The 20,102-nt window shown below is 42.8% G+C and carries 23 protein-coding genes; 14 read left to right on the top strand and 9 right to left on the bottom strand.

Annotated features, from left to right (window positions below):
* The first annotated feature begins 39 nt into the window (after positions 1 to 39).
* Positions 40 to 339, top strand: coding sequence for a hypothetical protein (locus ACYOR7_RS09190; protein WP_479913684.1), 300 nt, complete (start codon positions 40 to 42; stop codon positions 337 to 339).
* A 208-nt stretch (positions 340 to 547) separates the two neighbouring features.
* Positions 548 to 901, top strand: coding sequence for a P-II family nitrogen regulator (locus ACYOR7_RS09195; RefSeq protein WP_479913685.1), 354 nt, complete (start codon positions 548 to 550; stop codon positions 899 to 901).
* A 219-nt stretch (positions 902 to 1,120) separates the two neighbouring features.
* Here the strand turns inward: ACYOR7_RS09195 and ACYOR7_RS09200 are convergent, their stop codons facing one another.
* Positions 1,121 to 1,741, bottom strand: coding sequence for an HdeD family acid-resistance protein (locus ACYOR7_RS09200; protein ID WP_479913686.1), 621 nt, complete (start codon positions 1,739 to 1,741; stop codon positions 1,121 to 1,123).
* Between the two features lie 318 nt (positions 1,742 to 2,059).
* Between ACYOR7_RS09200 and ACYOR7_RS09205 the strand changes: the two genes are divergently transcribed.
* Entirely contained in the window at positions 2,060 to 2,293 is a 234-nt protein-coding gene (locus tag ACYOR7_RS09205) for a hypothetical protein (RefSeq protein WP_479913687.1), read from the top strand.
* 25 nt (positions 2,294 to 2,318) lie between these two features.
* On the opposite strand, the gene ACYOR7_RS09210 is transcribed toward ACYOR7_RS09205, so the two are convergent.
* Entirely contained in the window at positions 2,319 to 3,404 is a 1,086-nt protein-coding gene (locus tag ACYOR7_RS09210; protein WP_479913688.1) for a CBS domain-containing protein, read from the bottom strand.
* Positions 3,405 to 3,510: 106 nt separating this feature from the next.
* On the opposite strand from ACYOR7_RS09210, the gene ACYOR7_RS09215 reads away from it, so the two are divergent.
* Positions 3,511 to 4,131 carry a peroxiredoxin gene (locus tag ACYOR7_RS09215; protein WP_479913689.1) on the top strand — a complete coding sequence of 207 codons (621 nt, stop codon included), beginning with the start codon at positions 3,511 to 3,513 and terminating at the stop codon, positions 4,129 to 4,131.
* 29 nt (positions 4,132 to 4,160) lie between these two features.
* Positions 4,161 to 4,727 carry a DsbA family protein gene (locus tag ACYOR7_RS09220; protein ID WP_479913690.1) on the top strand — a complete coding sequence of 189 codons (567 nt, stop codon included), beginning with the start codon at positions 4,161 to 4,163 and terminating at the stop codon, positions 4,725 to 4,727.
* Between the two features lie 250 nt (positions 4,728 to 4,977).
* Here ACYOR7_RS09220 and ACYOR7_RS09225 read toward each other — a convergent pair whose 3' ends face one another.
* The 3 genes from ACYOR7_RS09225 to ACYOR7_RS09235 all read right to left on the bottom strand — a co-directional run bounded on the left by ACYOR7_RS09225 (position 4,978) and on the right by ACYOR7_RS09235 (position 6,366).
* Positions 4,978 to 5,154 carry a hypothetical protein gene (locus ACYOR7_RS09225; protein WP_479913691.1) on the bottom strand — a complete coding sequence of 59 codons (177 nt, stop codon included), beginning with the start codon at positions 5,152 to 5,154 and terminating at the stop codon, positions 4,978 to 4,980.
* A 214-nt stretch (positions 5,155 to 5,368) separates the two neighbouring features.
* Positions 5,369 to 5,581 carry a hypothetical protein gene (locus ACYOR7_RS09230; protein ID WP_479913692.1) on the bottom strand — a complete coding sequence of 71 codons (213 nt, stop codon included), beginning with the start codon at positions 5,579 to 5,581 and terminating at the stop codon, positions 5,369 to 5,371.
* A 290-nt stretch (positions 5,582 to 5,871) separates the two neighbouring features.
* Entirely contained in the window at positions 5,872 to 6,366 is a 495-nt protein-coding gene (locus ACYOR7_RS09235) for a hypothetical protein (protein WP_479913693.1), read from the bottom strand.
* A 659-nt stretch (positions 6,367 to 7,025) separates the two neighbouring features.
* On the opposite strand from ACYOR7_RS09235, the gene ACYOR7_RS09240 reads away from it, so the two are divergent.
* From ACYOR7_RS09240 to ACYOR7_RS09255, 4 genes are all read left to right on the top strand, one after another.
* The gene (locus ACYOR7_RS09240; protein ID WP_479913694.1) at positions 7,026 to 7,931 is read left to right on the top strand and encodes a cupredoxin domain-containing protein; all 906 of its coding nucleotides are present in this window, start codon (positions 7,026 to 7,028) and stop codon (positions 7,929 to 7,931) included.
* Positions 7,932 to 8,251: 320 nt separating this feature from the next.
* A complete protein-coding gene (locus ACYOR7_RS09245) occupies positions 8,252 to 8,887 on the top strand; it encodes an adenylate/guanylate cyclase domain-containing protein (RefSeq protein WP_479913695.1) in 636 nt (211 codons plus the stop codon).
* A 263-nt stretch (positions 8,888 to 9,150) separates the two neighbouring features.
* Positions 9,151 to 9,942, top strand: coding sequence for a pentapeptide repeat-containing protein (locus ACYOR7_RS09250; RefSeq protein WP_479913696.1), 792 nt, complete (start codon positions 9,151 to 9,153; stop codon positions 9,940 to 9,942).
* A 320-nt stretch (positions 9,943 to 10,262) separates the two neighbouring features.
* Positions 10,263 to 10,949, top strand: a complete 687-nt coding sequence (locus ACYOR7_RS09255) for a 7-cyano-7-deazaguanine synthase (RefSeq protein WP_479914463.1) — start codon at positions 10,263 to 10,265, stop codon at positions 10,947 to 10,949.
* A gap of 506 nt (positions 10,950 to 11,455) precedes the next feature.
* Here the strand turns inward: ACYOR7_RS09255 and ACYOR7_RS09260 are convergent.
* Together ACYOR7_RS09260 and ACYOR7_RS09265 are read right to left on the bottom strand one after the other, a co-directional pair.
* Entirely contained in the window at positions 11,456 to 11,653 is a 198-nt protein-coding gene (locus ACYOR7_RS09260) for a hypothetical protein (RefSeq protein ID WP_479913697.1), read from the bottom strand.
* Positions 11,654 to 12,517: 864 nt separating this feature from the next.
* Positions 12,518 to 13,504 carry a nitroreductase family protein gene (locus ACYOR7_RS09265; RefSeq protein ID WP_479913698.1) on the bottom strand — a complete coding sequence of 329 codons (987 nt, stop codon included), beginning with the start codon at positions 13,502 to 13,504 and terminating at the stop codon, positions 12,518 to 12,520.
* Positions 13,505 to 13,811: 307 nt separating this feature from the next.
* On the opposite strand from ACYOR7_RS09265, the gene ACYOR7_RS09270 reads away from it, so the two are divergent.
* Complete coding sequence (locus ACYOR7_RS09270; RefSeq protein ID WP_479913699.1) at positions 13,812 to 15,215, top strand: S1C family serine protease; 1,404 nt, start codon at positions 13,812 to 13,814, stop codon at positions 15,213 to 15,215.
* A gap of 255 nt (positions 15,216 to 15,470) precedes the next feature.
* Here ACYOR7_RS09270 and ACYOR7_RS09275 read toward each other — a convergent pair whose 3' ends face one another.
* Positions 15,471 to 15,923 (bottom strand): Hsp20/alpha crystallin family protein, encoded by a 453-nt coding sequence (locus tag ACYOR7_RS09275; protein ID WP_479913700.1) that lies wholly within the window; start codon positions 15,921 to 15,923, stop codon positions 15,471 to 15,473.
* An 88-nt stretch (positions 15,924 to 16,011) separates the two neighbouring features.
* Positions 16,012 to 16,944 (bottom strand): proteasome assembly chaperone family protein, encoded by a 933-nt coding sequence (locus ACYOR7_RS09280; RefSeq protein ID WP_479913701.1) that lies wholly within the window; start codon positions 16,942 to 16,944, stop codon positions 16,012 to 16,014.
* A gap of 417 nt (positions 16,945 to 17,361) precedes the next feature.
* Between ACYOR7_RS09280 and ACYOR7_RS09285 the strand changes: the two genes are divergently transcribed.
* The 4 genes from ACYOR7_RS09285 to ACYOR7_RS09300 all read left to right on the top strand — a co-directional run bounded on the left by ACYOR7_RS09285 (position 17,362) and on the right by ACYOR7_RS09300 (position 19,816).
* Positions 17,362 to 17,877 carry a hypothetical protein gene (locus tag ACYOR7_RS09285; protein ID WP_479913702.1) on the top strand — a complete coding sequence of 172 codons (516 nt, stop codon included), beginning with the start codon at positions 17,362 to 17,364 and terminating at the stop codon, positions 17,875 to 17,877.
* A 30-nt stretch (positions 17,878 to 17,907) separates the two neighbouring features.
* Complete coding sequence (locus ACYOR7_RS09290; protein ID WP_479913703.1) at positions 17,908 to 18,138, top strand: hypothetical protein; 231 nt, start codon at positions 17,908 to 17,910, stop codon at positions 18,136 to 18,138.
* Between the two features lie 531 nt (positions 18,139 to 18,669).
* On the top strand, positions 18,670 to 18,882 hold the full coding sequence (locus tag ACYOR7_RS09295; protein ID WP_479913704.1) for a hypothetical protein: 213 nt from the start codon (positions 18,670 to 18,672) through the stop codon (positions 18,880 to 18,882).
* A 703-nt stretch (positions 18,883 to 19,585) separates the two neighbouring features.
* The gene (locus ACYOR7_RS09300; RefSeq protein WP_479913705.1) at positions 19,586 to 19,816 is read left to right on the top strand and encodes a hypothetical protein; all 231 of its coding nucleotides are present in this window, start codon (positions 19,586 to 19,588) and stop codon (positions 19,814 to 19,816) included.
* Positions 19,817 to 20,102 lie beyond the last annotated feature (286 nt).

The following is a 20,102-nucleotide window of genomic DNA, read 5'->3' on the forward strand; positions in this document are numbered from 1 at the left end:
TGTTTGGTCTATAATAATAATGGATGAGAGAAAAATAATATGATCAATGAATCAGAAAAAGGAGGCAGATCCAGTAGCGGCGACAACCGTACTTTGGAGGCAGATAATCCATCCCCCGCAATGAATAGCGATCCCGAGCCGAATTTCCAAGGTGTTGAAAAGATTGTTGGAGATTTCCAGTGTTTTGTATGCGGAGCAGTGTTCACGACTGATGAAGACAGAAAGCAACATTTGGAAAAAGAAGCGCATGGGCAGCTGCACGAAGATCTTAGTAAAAAAGAAAGAGAAGTTGCCAAAAAGCAAGAGGAATTAAACGAGAGCCGTGAACACATCATTTGAGCCAACTCGCAGCCAGAAGGGTATTCCCAGGCGATCAGTCGTACTGAAGGACGCCGCTGTAAAATCCCATTAGCTGCGTATCGTCAAAATTGGGATATCCTGCCATAAGTGAATGCATCGACGAAGAAGCTTAAGCTGTTCACTTCCTTATTCTTTATCGGCATTCATAACTCTTTTACCGTTGCGCCCGATATTAATTTGACAAGAGATGTCGGGGATAAAAAAAGTCGAGCTAATCATTCCAAATAGATGGGTAACCGAGGTGGATAATACATTGAAAGAGATGCATATAGGAGGAGTGAGTGTAACCAAGATAGAAGGCCGAGGACGAGTAAAGCCGGCACCTGTTGCAATTGCCAGAGGTACGGGTTTGGTTACACCCGAGTTTATCCCAAGAACCAAGATCGAAATCGTTGTTAGAGGGGAACTGGTAGAAGAAATATTAGGAAAAGTACTTGACAAATTTGGAGGCGATCCAAACTTGGGTGGAAAGGCATTCATCTCCGACATAACTGGTGCCGTTGACTTTGTAACAAAGAAAAGAAACGAGGAAGCGATCTAAAGAGACAGATATTATTCTTAGATGACAAACTGGAGCGCCTCTTCCGTTTAACATACCTCAATTAGAAAGCGATTTTTCATCAAATGTCATGTTTCTACATTTCAAATAATTGTCCTTAATGAGCACAATACCGCACTCCTGTTGCACCTAGGCGATCGAGGTAGAATATATGCAGAAAGGAAGCAAGTGCGAGCACGACATCAATGCAGGCATATATGCCTAAGCAGCATCCGATTCCCACCTTTTCCCATCACGCTTGGTACCTTCTGCGACCGGCCCCATGGGCACATAAGAAATGCCGGCAACTCCTGCGGCAATATATGCCGCACCATTTATCAGCAATGTAGCAGCCACTACAGAGTACAGTGCTAGAAATCCTAGCACAGGAGACACAATTACCAAAATAGAGAGAACTATTGTCAGGGCTCCTACTCCAATATACAAGGCCTTGGCCCACGAAGAAAGATATTTTTCAGATATTCCTTTTGCTATTCCGGATGCACCTAAAAAGAGCAGGCCTACAGAAAGCAATGCAATTGAAGCCAAGAGTGCTACAGAAGGAGCAACAAGTGCGAATACCGATAATGCAAGAGCAATTACCCCACCCACCAAGCGAAGGACTCGTTGACCGCGTGACAAGCCTTTACCAGCTGCACCTACCATGATCCCTTCAATGCCTGCAAACAGCAACGATACTGAAAGCATGAAAACTACAATAACCGCAGCTAAAGCGGGAAAAGCTAAAACCAGACCTGCAAGAACCAACGTTATGGTGCCTAGAACAATTTCTACAACGCGGATAGAAGTAGGCACTCTTACTACTGGCTGATCACTTTTCATTTTCGGTTCGTATGAAAAGAACCATCATATTTTGATATAAGGATTGTGAAGAATTGTAACCATGATGTTATCCTAGTTATTGTCCGGTAAAGCAAGTAATCAAAAATATTTGTTGTTGATTGTTCACAACATAATGTGCATAATTCCTCCAACCGCAACAATATTGTTGCGAATTTGTGATTCTACTTCTGCCTATAATTATAGCACAAGCATTACTTTTGAGCGGAAAGAAGTAACTCCAGAAATCATTATTACCGTTAATTATATCAGATGATAATTCCTTCCACACTTAATAGCGTCGAACGACCATGTTAGACAATGTCAAATGAACCTGTAGTCGACTGGGATGCTACTTTCAAAAAAGGTGTCAGAACACAAGATGGTCAAGATGCTGGAATAGTAGTCGGAGTTTCATCAGGATACGTTATTGTTCAAAAAGGTGTTACACGAGAACTTCTAATTCCAAAGCATAAGGTTGAGGGATTCGATGGCAATGAACTTACGTTGAGCATTCCAAAACAGGACTTGAAGAAGTACGAGATGAAGATTTGATAGAGCATGCAAGATGAAACTTCCTCTATTTCATATCTGTCAGCGCTCTGACTACATCTGTTTTTGAAATGACTCCGATAGGTTTACTCCGTGTCGTGTCATCTTCTGAGGATTCCACGACCGGTATGCCTCCGATGTCCTGCCTTATCATTATTTTTGCTGCTTCTGCCAAATCTGCGTCCTTTTCGATTGTCGTGGGATTGGATGTGAATATGTCTTCTATGCCTACAAAGGCTGGCTCTGAGAAGGCATCTAGCTTTTTGAGCGATGACGAAAAAATAAGGCCGATATTTTCATAGGCAGATCTCAATGTTTTCGATTTAAAAGCGACAACTACTCTATAGATATCTGTTTCAGAAAGTATTCCCACAACGTTACCCTGATTATTACTTGATGTGACTACAAGTCGAGAAATATTCTTGTCTGTCATTAACTGGACCGCAGCTGGGACTTTCTCATTTATTGAAATTGTGACAACCGGGTATGACATGTATTTGTTTACCGTTGCAAAACCCACGCAGTTATCCGAATAGAACCTTGTGAGGTCAGTCGATGTGATGATTCCGGCCAATACTATATTCTTAGATCTTTGCTCTTCTTCTTTGAAAGAATCTTCGTCTTCTTCTTTAACGATTACTACAGAACTGATGTTTCGATTTGCGAGAATTCTTGCACAACTAACTACCTTTTCATTCTGGCCTGATGTAACCAGGTTCTTAGTCATTACTTCAGAGATTTGTATTTCATAGAGCTCTCGATCTGTTTTATCATTGAATACAAATTTTAGAATATCTCTTATTGTCAATATGCCAACCGGATTCTTTTTGCCAAATTTACCCGAGTTTACAACGACTATTTTCTTTATCCTATACCGGGACATTTCGTTCTGTGCAGTTAATAAATTATCATGAGGCTCCAAAGTTATGACATTTTTCGTCATTAACTCTTTGGCTTTGTATTCGTGTATCTCTTTGCGAAACAACTTGTTCAGCATGTACGATTCCAGCTCATTTCCTGGTACATTAGAGCCTTCGGCCCTATTATCTCCTCTCTCTTCTTCTTTTGCCTCACTACCATTCGCACTCGCCTGTAAATCATTCAATATTGCCATGTATGCTAGCTAGCTACCGGCGAAAAGTAACGAGAGACTCACTAGTAATCGTACTCCGACAAAACTTAAGTCATTCGGCTTGCTAAAGAAGATAGAGAAACGAAAAATGAAAGGCGCAAGAGGATCATCTCCGAATAACAGCCCAAAGAGTAATGGAGCTCATGCAGCGGACTATGACCTGAAGCCTACACTTCAACCCAAGTCGCCACTGGCCACAGGAACACCCGCACCGGATTTTTCCCTACGTACCACTCCCGACCAATTCGTTTCATTACGTGACTTTTGTAATAAGCCGGTAGTCCTTGTCTTTTATCCTGCAGACTTTAGTCCAGTCTGTGGAGATGAAGTAGCGCTGTTCAATGAAGTATTACCCGAATTTAATCAGTTTAATGCTCAAGTTCTTGGTATTTCAGTAGACAATGTATGGTCTCATCTTGCATTTGCAAAAGAACGGAAACTAGGATTTCCCCTCCTGTCAGATTTTCATCCAAAAGGCGAAGTGGCTCAGAGACATGGGGTATACAGACATCAAGATGGTGTAACAGAAAGAGCATTGTTTGTAATTGACGGCGATGGCATCATTCGTTGGAGCTATGTCTCCCCTATCGGAGTCAACCCTGGTGTAAACGGAGTTCTTACAGCACTTGAATCGTTGGATGGTGGTAGCAACATTGGTGGACAGACAAATGACAGCGGCCTCCAGCACCAAGGTATGAGAAAGAAATGATCAGCCCACACAAGACATTCTACCCTGTAATGTCTACACTCGATCCGGATGCCAGATTGGTTCCTCCCGTTTCCTTTGAACGGGATCATTTTCAAGGCCCCCGTAATGCGCCAGTCCAGATGGTCGAATTTGGAGACTATCAATGTCCTTACTGTGGACAAGCTTATGCTATAATCAAGAGGGTACAAGAAGCGCTTGATGATTATGGGCTAGTATGCTTTACGTTTCGTAACTTTCCACTCGCTCAGATGCATCCAAATGCTCAACATGCAGCTGAAGCCGCAGAAGCAGCCGGTGCGCAGGATAGATTCTGGGAAATGCATGATATCCTTTACGAAAATCAGCATGCCCTTGATGACGCAAGTTTACGCGAATATGCTGCAATGATTGGCCTAGATGTTGAAATGTTTGACAACGAGATGTTGACGCACGTTCACGCTAGACGTGTTAGAGAGGATTTCGTGAGTGGTATACGCAGTGGAGTAAATGGAACGCCCACGTTCTTTTTTAACGGCTTTAGATACAACGATTCTTGGGATGAAGAGAGCTTGCTAGCTGCAATCAAGCAATTGGCAAATATGAATAAGAAGAGATAATATTGACAATTTAAGAATGTCAAGCGTTAGAAATGGCCCCGGGACTATATTGCCCTTTGATTATCCTGTGGCTTATTTATCGATAATCTGCAAAGTGCAATACCAAAACAATGGTACCCTCCATATGGATGTCGCGCACGAAAGATCTATGCAAACACAGCCTCTCAATCAACTGCGCCATCAACACAGTCAATTGCAAAGGACATTCTTCGCTCTACTAAATTAAAGAGGGAATAAACCGCAGATATATCTAATCTTCTTCTTCCTCTACTTCAACTTCTTCTTCCTCTACTTCTTCGTGCTCCGCATCTTGGAATTCATGAAGCTCGTCCTTGACCTCCTCTCTCTTGGCCCTATGCTCTTCCTCACGCAATTCGTCGTTCCCCTCATCATCAACCTCTTCTCCCTTACCCCCGTGTGTGCTCATGGCTGTTCTCATATCAATCTCGCATACTACATTAAAAAGACCTTCTCTGAGGGTGTGATGCAATTACTATTCCGTGTAATTTTCCGCGAATATGTTGAAGATTGCATGTCGTTGTATGGCAACTCTTGTATTTTTAGCTCAATGGTGCATTGACCGTATTGCTGACATTACACTCCATAAGAGACAAATACAAATCCTCTGTGTCACCGAAACTCTATTTTTTGATCGCTTTTTCCAATTCATCTATACGAGCCTGTACTTCTATGTTATGCATGCATTGGACCTTCGCCATTCCAAGCAAGGTATGGAAAGCGATTATGATGTTCTCTGTCATAACTTCTTCGGATTCTTCAGATTCCAGTATTGATGTCACTATGGCCTGTAGTTCTTTGAAATTCTCTTGGACTTCATCTTTGGTCTTGGACAAGTATAACTTTGCAACCAATGGCTGTACGGCTCTTTCATAATGGCTCGACACATGCTCTTATACGTCTCGAAAGGATAAAAGCGTGCAGAGCAACATGACGAAAGGGGATTTCTAATAGAAATCCCCTACTTTGAATCATTGTGAAAAGCTCTTTACAATGCAATTCAGAAATAGCAGTTGCGCTTTGACCACAGAATGTATGTGTCTATCTACTTATGTCATTACCACATCATAGAATTCCATACAACTGCCTAGACCAATTGGTTATCTGCATGATATCCGCTAGTAATTCATTTGATATAATAGTCGATCGACAGCGAGTCAAGCTTCCGCTTGCTCTCTCGTTCCACCACTTCCCTTATTTTCTTCCACATGCGCCTTTCAAACTCATATGCCATGATTACTCCAACCGTGATACCGCCTATTGCACCGAGTGGGCCACCTGCTAGAAAACCAGTGGCGCCAGGAATAATCAGGCTTTCAAACCAAGAACCTGAACCTACTTCTACGGCGAAATTATCTGGATCTCCCATGATAGAAATAGTAATTTCACGCAAAGCGCCTGCCAATACAACCAAGGAGGTATTCACAGCAGTGATGCTTCGTAATGGTTTGCCATTCATCTCGCCTCTGAATTCTGCCACAATTTTTAGTTTCTTTTCCTTTTGTAATTCTTCTTTGATACTTTGATACAAATTATCCAAGTTGGTTTGAAGTCCAGTATAATGCTCTACTCTTGCCATGAGCGGCATTAAGCAATCGTCGTATTTATCCTTCATCATCAAATTGACCGTTGTTCACCACTATTCTCGCAACTGGTCTAAAGGATCTGAATCTGAGTCTTATTCAGGCTCAGAGACACGGTAACCGGAGGTTGGATTTGTACAGACCTTGATCCAAATGAACTTCATTACTAGCCTAAGCTTCTCTTTGTCTTATATCTTGGATATCTTGCTCAATGCTTTGACCTTCGCTTTGCTTAATTCGTCTTTAATTTGATTAACCATCATGTCTCTCTCAATGGTTAACTCCTTTTTAGTTGCTGAAAACAAATCATCTAGGCGTGACATGCAAGTATCAGATATAGAGTTTCAAAGCTCTTATGACTTTCCCTCATCGAAGATAGTATCCAGTTGAAAATCTTTGCACATAAAAGATGGATCACGCGCTAATTCAATCAAAAAAGGAAAAGTTATCACTCAAAGATCTAATAAATAAGAGGATAGAGTTATGACCCCTGAGCCTTCGACCTTCTGACCAACTAACCATGGATGGGATTGTTGAATCTGTCAAACAGAGACGAGACAACAACGTCTACCTCATTTTTAAAGGGTGAACGAACGTAATATTGCGCTATGATAAATGAACCTTGTTTTCACAAGGTAGGCTGCTACTTAGATCTTGCTCCTCCTGTGTTTATAGCGAACGAAGTGTTGTACTGTTCATGTTGGAATTTAGACACCGTAGTCCAATTTTCTTCGCGCTATTTTTCACCATAGCACTATCCGCAGCGCCTGCGCTGAATGCATTCTCACAAGCATCAACTAGCCAAATTAACAGCATTTTCAATCCCCAACCTGGCTACTACAAGGCAAGAGAAGACCCGTCATTTGCAATCACAATCCCATTTTCGGAGGTGGGTTACACGTCTTTCTTGCCAACAACTATCTCAATACCGAAGGACATGACCGTCATTTGGTTTAATGAGGACCAGAATCCGCATTCTGTTACAGTGAATGCAACCAGCTCCAAAATCCCACCGGGAGTAGAGTTTGACTCGGGCGTGATAGCTCCGGGAGGCTTGTTTATTCACAAGTTTACAGAAGTAGGAACATACGATTATTATGACCGCATAAACCCGACAGCAAAAGGCATGATCAAGGTAGGCGCGGGAGTTGAAAAGGGAAATAATATGGACATGCTAATTGGCGGAGGTGCTGTGCCGTTTAATCCAAGTAAGCTATCGAGGGTGACATTCTCATTTGTGCCACATGGCGACGCTGCAGTAATCCCACCGGCTCTTGGCCTTACGTATAATGTCACGATTGCAAATTCGACAACCGTTCTGTATAGGCATCAGTTTGTAGATTCAAATGGCATACTAGACTTGGAACTTGTGCCGTTTAATACAACAGGCAGCTCTGGGCACTTTGACACCTGGGGACCAGACTTGTTAGATAGCAGTGGAAGGGCAACTGAAGGCGTAGTCCATGTCCAAGGTCCGGTATTGATCGAAGATAAACCATATACTATCAAGGTATCAATCGTTGCAGTAAACGCGCACATTCTCTCTGCTCCCGTCTCTGACACATTTCTGCTACCCCCGTTCATTCCAGTGAAAGGGCTATAACGGATAGAAAGTAAGATGAGGGCCAGCAAATAAAGATCCGGTTAGAGCTATTTTTCAAGGTAGTGTATCAAAAAAATGCGAATCAGGCTTTTATTCAAGAGCAAAGGATTTGAATCAACTGATGTTTACATTTAACCGCGAGCGAAACAAGATTAAGTAAGTAACATGGCTAAGGAGCTGGCCACGTAAACTCTCTTAAGAAACAGGGACGCATTTGCAATGGGATGTCTTCGCTTCAGAGAGGGGTTGAAGATGACTTACTTAGCCAATGTCAGCATCGGATAAGGCAATCACTTGAAAGTCGATTTGAGTATCACCACATGGCAATTTCCCGCTCTAACGCGTTTCTGAGAAAGCATGATTCTCAAGAGATTCCTCTATACGTAATTTTTGTCGACATTGTGGGTTCAACAAAACTAAGCGCTGAGTTAAGCCCCCACCTGCTATCGAAGCTCATCACGATATATTCTCAGGAAATGGCTTACGTCATGGAGTCTCACGGTGGCTATGTGCTAAAATACGTAGGAGACGCAGTTCTTGGGTACTTCCCACCATATGAGAAAAGGAACGATTGTGCGGTAAATATTGTAAATTGCGCGACGAAACTGGTGCAAGTAGTGAAGGACGGCATGAACCCCGTGCTGATAGAAGAGTCCTTACCAGGTATAAGCATAAAGGCGACAGCAGACTATGGAAACAATAGCATAGTCAGGTACGGCTCTGACAAGCGAAGGGCCCACATCGATATCATCAGTTTTACCATGAATGTGACTGCAAAGATGCAGAGCATCACAAAACCGAACCAGATTGCAATAGGACGAGAGTTTCATTCACGTCTTGATCCAGAAATTCAAGGCAAATTTAGGGAAGTGAGTGATGACCATGCAGAATGGAACTATCATGCCTTTGGTGAAAGCCAACCATACAAGGTCTTTGCGTATGCAAGCATGTCTTAAGCCTGCAAGCAAACCGAGATCCTTCATATATTATTGTCATCACTTGGAAAGACTGCGCAATTCGGTTCGGTCTACTTCAAAACGCTAGAATACCTTCATTTAGCTATGACGTCGCTACAGTTTCACAATATCCAAGAACATATTCTCATCTGCAACAAGGCATAATCAAAGCTCCTTCCTAATGTGGTTAGGGATAAATTCTGCAATACACGGGGTTTATTAGTTTAGATTGGGAATTGCAATAAGGATCGGAAATAGGCAATTTGCCAACAATTGCAATCCAACCAAATAGCATTGCGCTTTGCCTTTCAATTGGATCTATTATCTTGGCGGTGCCAGTAGCAATTGTATTAACAGAAATAGCAGCACAAGGCGGTTCGGAATTGGCCTTTGCTGCAAGTACTGGAGGAAGATCAACGATAGATGGTGCAGACAACAGAATTGCACCGATCATGAGCACATGTGTCAAAAACGACGCTAACTTCAATGGCATTATTGAGTTGAATGAAATAACCCCGCGGCCAGGTCCCGGTGTCGATCTCTCTTTCTGCGATCTCTCATTTGCTAACCTATACGGCGCGAATCTTGCCAGTGCGGATTTATCGAATGCCTACCTTCGAGGCGCATACCTCGTCTCTGCCAATTTCTCTAATGCAAATCTTACTAGTGCCTACCTTACCGACTCTGACCTCTCTCACGCATATCTTTCCCATGCCAATCTCAGTGGGGCATACATTGCATATGCCAACCTTTCATATGCGAATCTCTCGCGGGCTGACCTTACGCATGCAATCCTTAACCTTAGCGACCTCCGACAGGCAGATCTCTCTGGGGCTACTCTTTCACGTGCCAACCTTGTCCACACAAACCTCTATGGCACAGACCTTTCTGGTGCGAACCTTTCCAGTGCAAATTTAGAGGACGCATATCTTTCTGGTGCGAACCTCTCGCGGGCTGACCTTTCTGGTGCGAACCTCTCGCGGGCTGACCTTTCTGGTGCGAACCTCTCGGGAGTGAGAGCGGAAGGTTGTTTTGGACCGCCATTTTGTACGTAGGAGGAACCACGTTAGACTGTTGAAAAATTAAGGCTTTTAGAACCCCAGATCATGCATTTCTACCCGAGCACCCTGGAATTAGCCCAAAAAAGAGCAACAGATATTGCAAGCATCTTGATTGCGCGTTGGCAGTTATTATCTTGATTGATATCCGTGTTTCTGTCTGCTCTATTAATTATTCTAGTTATGCTCTAACCATCCCGAAATATTCACTTTGGCATCTTGGTCAACACAAACATCGGACATTAGGAGCCTTACAATTATACAACAACATACCCGAACAAATGTTTTAACCTCTGGACTCTGTTGTCAATTTGGTGATGATGTCCTTTGGAAAGCATTATAGCAATGATAATAAAATTAACACCAACCGCAATTCTATTCCTCAAAATGAGCAAGTAATTATCGTTTGGTCAGGAGGACTGGATTCAACTGCGTTGATTGATATGATGATATTAGATTACAACTGCGAGGTATATCCCCTATTTATCAACAGAGGGCAAGGCAACTACCCTTTTGAAAAGAAAGCAGTTAATCATTACGATAGGTTTTTCAGCCAACAATCAGCATCATCAAGATACCATCATTACTGGGAAATTGCAATCCCTATTCCACTTAAAGCATTAAGAAGCAGACTACCTAGAGAGTATTGGCACATACTCTTGGAATCTGACATCATCAACCAGGCGGTGAGATATGCAGTAAGTTTAGGCACTGATGCTATCTTAATTGGGAGTGTTCCTTCTGACAGGAGGAGCATATTAGATGGTACCGTGCTGGAATACCTTACAAATAAAACAAATGAAGTTAGACTTGGAACAGGTAAGCAAAACCTACAGGTGGTAGCGCCTTTCTTGTTGCTAGATTATGATAAGAAACAGATAGTGGCATGGAGTAAGGCAAACGGACTAGATTTATCACAGACAAGAAGCTGTTTTAGAAATCGACCTGAGCCATGTGGGGAGTGTAATGCATGTGTGCGGCGAAATGAAGCGCTCGCACAATGAGATGATATCGCGGTATGTATATGGCGCTGTTTGTATTAACTCATCATCGTCGGATCAGGGTCCTTCACCTGGCACAGTTCCTTGAGCGTTTGAGCCCCAGAGTGTCTGTAAGGCAACGAAGAGTAGATGGTGCCGCATCGCCAAAGTACAAACCTATCCTTAATGCGTGGAAGGGAATAATAAGCAAGAGTATGTAAGCGACAAGCACTCTGTAGGATCTCAATTCCTTCCGTTTAACGAGTTACGATCAAAGTATCGAGAGAATAATTTGGAGAGTTAACCGCGATCCTAAGAAATTAGGAAGCAGAAAACAAAATGCGAGGGAGCGCGCCGAGTGAATTTGTACATGTTCCTATCTTAGTGATAGATCCAAGAAAGGAGACGATCAGGTGTTTACAATGCATTATTGACCATTTGTAGATGATTGCACTCATCTCGTTTTCTGTTTTAACGTCCTAAATGTTCGAATAATACGTTATATACTGAAAAATATTGGCCCACAAGAATCATGATTTTGACTTGTGTACAGGATGCTTTAACTTGTGAATCTCATCCAATATTTCGACTTGCCTTTTCTCCAAGGCCTCAAGCCTATCTTTGACATTATCGAGTATTTCGGCAAGGACCTTGATTTCAGAATTGCTAGATCGCATGAGTGGCCTTAGTTCATCGTACTCTATGCTTGGCATGTTATTGTCCATCATATTTGGTTACTGCCGCTCTTAAGTCTTTTAGGTGCTCTTTTTTTCAAGAGATCCACGGAATCTCCAAGATATGAATTGGTATCACAGCACACATGCATACATACAAGAAACATACATACGGGTTTAATCTCCAAATTAAGATACTAGAAAAGTAATTTAGATGGCGAAAGATGCAAACTTGAGGGGGGAGATGGAATAAGACTTTGAATAAACAAGCTCAGGCGTCAAGTATAGTGTCTTCGGGATTCCCTTCCTTGTTTAGTACCGTTACTCTTGCGCCTTTGTGCGGGTAAGTTAAAAGATGTGTTTGCCAGTCACCCTCTGTATCACAACCATAGCCATGATCCTTGCACCAATATTTGCACATGGAGGAATAGAGAAATCAGATTTCTAAACAGTTACTGTGGCCAACCTTCCCGCGATCTGCTTCTGCATGCAGACAAAGTAGAAACAAGAAGAAGGCGAAGCAGACCCTAACAGATAGCATTTTGCAGGTCTTCCGCAATAAAACTAAACTTTCTAAAGGCAACGGCAAACATACAATGCCGCAGATACGGAAAAATCATCGCACCTCTGTCATCCGTGACGACTTACCTACCGATCTGAAGCGGTGACTCCTGAGCGGAAACAAGTCAAGCAAACCCCTACACACATGAAGCATAGCTTTACCATGAGCCATAATGAGACAGATCACAGATATGATTTCAGGTGTTTTACGCGGAAAGTCGTACTGCTTTCGGACCTTTCAAACTCATCCTTTCGGCTTTAAGCAGCGTATTTCGCTGTTACGTCTGATTTACAGTCGCGGATATTGTCTTGCTTTTGCCATCTTTACAAATTGTATGAAAGGGAAGAATGTAGTGTTTATTCTATTATCTTGATTAATTCCTTGAGTTTTCGTCTAGATTTTGGCGGTCTTCTTTGGCCTGGATAACCTATACAAAGAATAGATGACGGCCGCAAATTTGTTCCTAAAATTGACTTAACTTTTTCTTCATCAATCATTCCAATCCAAATTGAGCTAAGACCTACGCCTGAAGCTGCAAGCTGCGCGTAGGAGGCTGCCAAGGTCGCATCTTGTAAAGAAAATTTTTCTAAAATTGCTGATGGGAAGTTCATCTTTACCCTTATCGGATCTGTAAAAAACACTAAAACAACAGGAGCATTGACATAAGGCTGATTGTTTGCTGCTTCTACTAAAGCCTCTTTTACCACTTTATTCTTTATATAAAACACTTGAAAACCTTGGAAGTTTCCAGCAGTTGGCGCTGTATCTGCCGCAGCTAAAATCTTTTCAACTTTCCATTCCTCTACTTTGAATCTTTGAAATCTTCTTGTAGAACGCCTAGTTGCGAACACTCTAAACAAGTCCGACTCCAGAAGCTCCTTTCTGGACTTTTCTTGCTCCAAAGATAATATTGTTTGAAGGAGTGATTGTTCACGCATATTAGTACTAATTTTAACAGCAGGTTCATTTCTTAATTCATCATCATCCTCTTTCTGTTTCACTTCGTATCGATGATAGAATTCCTTTGAACTAAAATCAATGTTTTTTGGTTGATGCATAATTTTAGCATATTCTAATATTTGACTGCGAAGAATGGCCGTTTCGACTTCGAGAAATCCATGTGCAAGGTTAAATTGAACAATATCCGAGTTTACCAGAATGTTACTTACTTGGTCTTCCAATTCAATTTTGCCAGTACCATTCTTTTTCAAAATTTCCACAAGTTGTTCCAGCTCTTCTTTGTTTAGGATTACAACATGCTCGTCGTCTTCATCGATACCTCTCCAGACTAGTCTACATCCAAATGGGGAGGTGTAGGGCGGTTCAACTCTATGAAATTGCATAATTTCTTTATCACTCGTGCACATAAAACAATTAATCTGTTGTTTCAACGCTCGCTAACGGAACGAGATCAGATGTCCGGATGATGCTTTTGAGCTCCTGTCGCATTGTCGTCGACGTTATTTCATATCACTGATCTACTGACTAGTGCAAAATTTACAGTGTCAGAAATCTCTGTACTAAAGATAGGTCTATTGTATCCGTATCCGTATCCATAACAAACGCCATACTAGAAATTCCGTATGGAGCAGCTCCAAGCCGCAAGGTCTGTTCGATAAATAATAACAACAGGTCAAAACTTTTTTGAATTTGGTTTTCACTACAAAGATCACGGTAAATCGGGTGCATAAGGAAGTAACAGTTCTCGGCATAATCGCTATAGTTCTTGCTTTACTGTTGGCTATTCAGGTTACCCATGACGGCAGTCTCGCTCTGATTCAGTTAATTAATACCAAGCCAGCGACATTTCAGAATACTGCAATGTCATCCCATGATCTGCAATGCCCTGGTGGTAGCAGCAATAGCAGGGATGGCAATACTATTGCTACTAGCAATACCATTGAAAAAAAGGTAATAATGGTCAGTTCAGGAACCTTTGATAACATCAGCAGTGGTAGTAGTAGTAGTAGTAATGATAATAGCAATGGTAGCAGCATCCAGGGCAATGATCCATCGGCGCTCCTTGATGCCGAAAGTGCAGTATTCAATCAGGTTTTCAAGAAAACAGAGAATTCCATAGTAGAGATAACAAGCAAAGTCAACACGGTTGTTCCAGATATCATAACTAATGATAACCCCTTTCGCGGCCCTTCGACCCGGCTAGGTTCGGGGTTCATTTATGGCAATGAGGGCGCTACTAATGGTCTAATCATAACAAATAACCATGTCGTCCAAGGCTCCCAGACAGTTGATGTGACTTTTATAGATGGCAATACATTCTCTGCGAAAGTTATTGGGACGGACCCCTTTAGCGACATAGCAGTTCTGCAGATAACCGACGACTTTTCTAGTGAGCATCTTGTTCCTATTCCATTTGGGAACTCTTCGCAACTACAGGTTGGGCAACAGGTAATTGCAATCGGCAACCCATTCGGCTTGAGCCACACCATGACGAACGGCATCGTAAGCCAGGTTGGACGGCTATTGCCAAATCAGGAGATGGGCTCCTCGATATCCAATGCTATTCAGACTAATGCTGCAATAAATCCGGGCAACTCGGGCGGTCCGCTTTTAGACATACACGGCAATATGATAGGCGTCAACAGTTTAATAAGATCCAAAACAGGCGAATTCTCTGGCATCGGTTTTGCAATACCGTCAAATACTGTTGCAAGGATAGTTCCGCATTTGATAAAGGATGGCAAGTATGATCACCCATGGCTAGGAATCTCGGGTGTAAACCTAACACCGGATCTTTCCCAGCACCTCGGTATGTCAAGGGATTCCAAAGGCGTAGTAATAGCTTCTGTAACACCGGGAAGTCCTGCAGATAAGGCTGGAATTATTGGCCAGATTCAAAACGACGGTACCCCGTTTGGCGACATCATTACTGCTATCGACGGGCACCAAGTCAAGAGGATAGAGGACATCATTTCTTATATAGAAGAGTGTAAATCAGTCGGAGATAAGGTAACGATCACTGTGAATAGGAGCGGGCAGTCGCACGACATCGCCGTCCCACTGCAGGCAAGGCCGATTCAGATGGTGCAGTAAGGCAGATCGAATGAGAGAGAGAGAGACAAATTCGATTGCGATGATCTCTAATCCATTATTTGTCTTTTCTTCTGTGTCTCTACTTTACCCAATTCTAGTTACGTGAATTGGTGCCTGTGTGTGTTTTTTTGTGCTTACGAATGAGGTATATGCTCTTTTCTAAATCCGCCGCTACTCTTGCTTTAGCGGCAATATCCTTCACAGGCAAGATATTCAAGATACACATATCGGATATTGCAATGTGCAGAATCTTGCTTATTCGATATTTATTCTAGTTCCTAGCCTCTTCTTTGGCAGCCTGATCTCCAATATGCCATTTTTGAAGATAGCCCGAGCTTTGGATAGGTCTATCCTTATTCCCAGAGGCAATTTTATGTTCTTGCAGTGACCCTCAAACTCTGCTTCGTTTCCGTCTTCATTGTATAACTTTATGGAGTGATCCATCTTTGCACGAATCACGAGGCTGTCATCCGCTGCGTCAACCTCTATGTTCTCTTTTGAAACACATGGAAGGTCAACAATCACAACTACCTCATCATCAGTCACATATACGCGTGATAGCGGCCGAAGGAGCTTGCACGGTTCGTCATCATGTTGATCCTCCTCTGGATTCACCAACAGATCACTTATGCTCTTTCTTCTTCCAAGAATCGTGACTATTCTCTTATCAACAAGATCTAACAGGTCTGAACGATCCCTATTTTCCATAAATCCGCTCCCCTCTTATTCCTGCTCCTGTATGTACTAGCCTTTTCTTCTGAATCACTTTCTCAATCTTATAACTCATTTCTGTCGTTCACCCGTATATTCCATCTATATTTCCGCCACCGCCAATCTTATTGTCCTCGACCATCGTTTCGTCTGTCTGTTTCATAAGCTCTCTTGCCTTCACCCTTACCATTTCGGCATTTTCCTGAAGTGCAGTAAGGGGTATATTTTCACCAGTCAATCTACTAATGAGTTTCAAGGCTTCAACAGAAGCAGCCGGGTCGGGGAAGTGAGGATAGGCTTGAACAAGCAAAGTCAATGTTGGTATGTCATGAGTCATACACGCCTTTATCAGAGCGGCATAAGGCCCTCCTAGCGCGCCGTGGCTAAACTTGGAGATGCCCAGAGAGGAGATTAGGTCATTTGGTTGAGTATCATTACTAGTCCCGATGCTCCTGATGTTACTGCTGCCACTACCAGGTGTTGACAAGCCGATAACCTCCGGTGTTTCGATCTGCTGACGATTCTGAACTGCAATCCCACTAACATTGATTACAAGTTTAGGGTGGAGTTTGTGCATCAAGTCAACGAGTGCTTTGGCAAATTGGACATACATGGTCGGTAGTAGAGAAATGTCTGAAATTATGACGAAGATATCCTTGCCCACACTACTGCTATCAGTAAAAGGGGAGGAGGTGTTATCGGAAGGAGCAACGGGTGGAGGTGCAGTAGCAGGGGCAGGAGCCCCATAATGGGCATTGTTTGGGCTGTTGGCCCTATTGTTGGTACTGTTGTAGTATATTCTAACAGGGTTTTTGATCTCACCATTGCGAACGGTCAGGCTGGGAGGAAACAATTCAGAATCGATGTATCCTACTTCTTGCATTGATAGACTTTCAACCATGTATGTGAGTGCGATGCTGCCTACCAGACCTGCATCGGGAATTCCGACAAAAACATACGACGCTTTTCCCTTTACAGGTGCCGTCTCTACTATCCGAATGTCAGTAGCGTTACTCAAAAAGATATCATAACCTTTCTCTCCACTGGTTATTGATCACTCCAACTCTAAAATACTTTAACCAATGGCAGGGCTGTTGCTCGCTATATGGAATCTCTTAATTCTACGCATTAGTTTAACTTTACTTTCCTATGCAGCGTAGTGCTCTGCCAGATATCATCCTTGTACAAATGTACAATGTTTAGCACCTGTATGGTTATTCTGCATTTGGTACCAAGATCCTCTGTTCAACAGCTGATCAGACTCGGATTAACCGTCTGGTAGACCTTTTTATCTTCACTAGGGATTTCAACAAGAGTTTTGAGTCATCGTACTTGATGGGCCCACATTACTTGGGTAAGGCTTGGAAAGTGAGGCAGCGAGAGCGAGTTAGGTGGAGAGGTAAAGGTTTAACCATCTTTGCCGTAGTTATACTGCTTGGAATACAGGATAGGATATTCATCGCGGCCATATTCGGCATTGAAGGGCCACTTTTATCCAAGCCACTTACTCAATGCTAGATGGCGGAAGTACAATTTCGAAGTGTTTGACTGCGTCGCGATAGACTCGGCGTTTTATTCAAGTGCTAGCTTGTTCAGATTAAAAAAAGGGGCCATCAATAACAACAAGCTTGATAAATACAATAAGACGTCGGGCACTGCCAGGGCGTCACATAATCTCAGGCGCGGTGCTGGCAGTATCAATAGTTACAAGAACCTGCCACAGCGTGCGAATGCGGCGCCGCTGCCGGTAGATGCCGGCGAGGATATCAAGACTGGCATCAGGATTGCATTTATCAATGTCAGAAATGACTGCAAGGTCAGAACGCTTGTACGGGCCACGGCAGAAGATGTGGATAATGATGAGTATTTCGGGAACATGGAATCAATGCTTGACCAAGCGACATCTCCGCCTGGATTCCACTTTGATACAGGAATAGGCAATTCTGGCTAGAAAAACATAGGTACATGCTGGGGATTGGTCATGGAAAAACTAAGATGCAACATCTGCGAAATTAACATCTATGTCAATGATATGAATGACAAAGTGCAGATCGGTGAGGAAAAGATTCCTCTTGAAGTAGCTGCACACATCCGTAAAAAGGAGCATATTGCAAGAGAAATTGACTTGCAAAAAGCCATAAAAAACCAGCGGTACGGAGCGCTTGAGAGCGGCCCTTCTGCATTGAAGTTATGGATGGATGTCCTAACATGAAATGCCAGAGAAGAATTTAGCAGGCGGCATCAAGATATCTGAAAAGAATAGGATAAGGAAAGGCATCGTTGTGTCTGAGGAGGAATGTATGGAATTTCATGGCGTAAAAGCATCTAGCAGGTGAATTAACAGGGAGATGATAAATACACACTTGGATGCCGGAATCAAATAATGGAAAGGAGAAACTTAATCGGACGGGGGGGGAGCAAGCTGGGCAGATAGTAAACCAAGCATAATTATGTCAGAGTATTTCCCGCAGATGATATCCAAAGATTGCCATTTCGGCGCGTAAAGTCTTGGATCGATCAGCCCTCATTTTAGAACTGCGCGAACGTGGTCTCTTGATACAGCATTTATCCACGAGGTTCTGTTCAGGGGCCGGAGAGTCAATCAATCAATCTACGGAGGGGTTCAAGCAAGCCACCGTCCCTCATCTAGACACTCCCTTCCACTTAGAGTACCTTACCATAATTATGGCAGTTTGATTCGGAGCAAAGTCTAAGTAGCATGTTTGGATATCGTTTTGTGGATATGAAGGCAGTAATAGAGGTTCATGTTTATGCAGATTTCAAAAGTGTGGATGGAGGATATCACAATTATTTCGTAGGTCTAGCCTCAGTAGAATGTGAAAATATCGAAGAGTATTGGAAAGGCGTAGACCTCGTCAAAGAGATCTTTTACTCAGGATTGAAAGAAAAACTTGGAGACAAAGGAGCGATAACTATCATGGCACATACCAAGTAAAAGCTTGTCTCAGACACAATGGTTCTCTTGCAACATCTGAATCCTTCTGTCACATACATGTACCGTTAACAAATTCATTAAATTACTTCTCCGCGAGCCGCCTTACTTCTAAACGTCCCTCCAAGCTACATGGACTGGATTTATCCGAAGAACTTTCATTGTAGCTGCAGATCAATTAATCGTGGTTATGCATACATGATATTCATTGCCTTTAGTTTCTTGTTTGATTTTTAACGAGAGCTTTGCTACTACTACTGCTACTACTCTTCGTTACCTAGGTCTTCGTACAAGAGTGAAGCGGATGAGGAGATGCGTTCTATAGCGCGTCAAGTAAATTTAAGACGGAACTGGCGCGTGTATGTGCATTAGAAGGGGTAAGGCTGGTTAGCCATCATCGATTCCCTTGTGACGCGCCTCAGTTTCCTGCTTTTCGTTTTCTCTATGCTCCTTCAGCGATTCTACAGTATCAAATACCATTCCACATTCAGGGCAACGCAGCAGCTCTGAGGACATTGAAGAATACCGTCGGCACCATATTCTAAAACAGTTGTCTTCAGAAAGCCAATCCGTCAAACCTTTCCTACTCGATGATAACACTCGGAAGGTGCGTACAAAACAGTTATCCCAAGATTAATCGCAGTACACGGCCAGAAATACTGTAGAGGCTGACGCAATTCGGCAGCTGAAGGCGGAGGGTAGGATAATGAAGGCAGGTGAGATACTACGCTATATTATAACCAGCTACAATGATGTAAAATCCCAAAGGTCTCGCTGGAGAAGCGTACCTTTAGAGCTACTTGATGCAGGCACGCCATACGATGTTGCTCAATATACAACGCTTCTTGCAAGAGTGTATGATTCTGCTACACTGCCCTTTGGACACTCGGTTGGCAAACTCATTCCAAAATATAATGGACAAATGACTTTGTTGTAGGAAAGTTAGCTTTCCCTCATTTTTCGAGGATTATTAATAAAGGATGTCCTGAGGGACACTGGTCAAAATTAGGGTGTTTTTCAGGGTGTTAAGCGTCGGGTGGTAGTGGCGAAAGGTAGAATAGACCTATAACTTTCTTACATGTTGGGCTGTCGCCATAATAGGCGGATACGGCTATTCCCATGTAGCGGGAGTGCCTCGAACACTCCTGTTGTACTGATCCGCCCGCCTTGTGGGAACGGCAGCTCGTAATCCTTTCAACATTTTCCTTAATATGGTAACGCAG

It is taken from the genome of Candidatus Nitrososphaera sp. 86-2 (genome assembly GCF_056726185.1).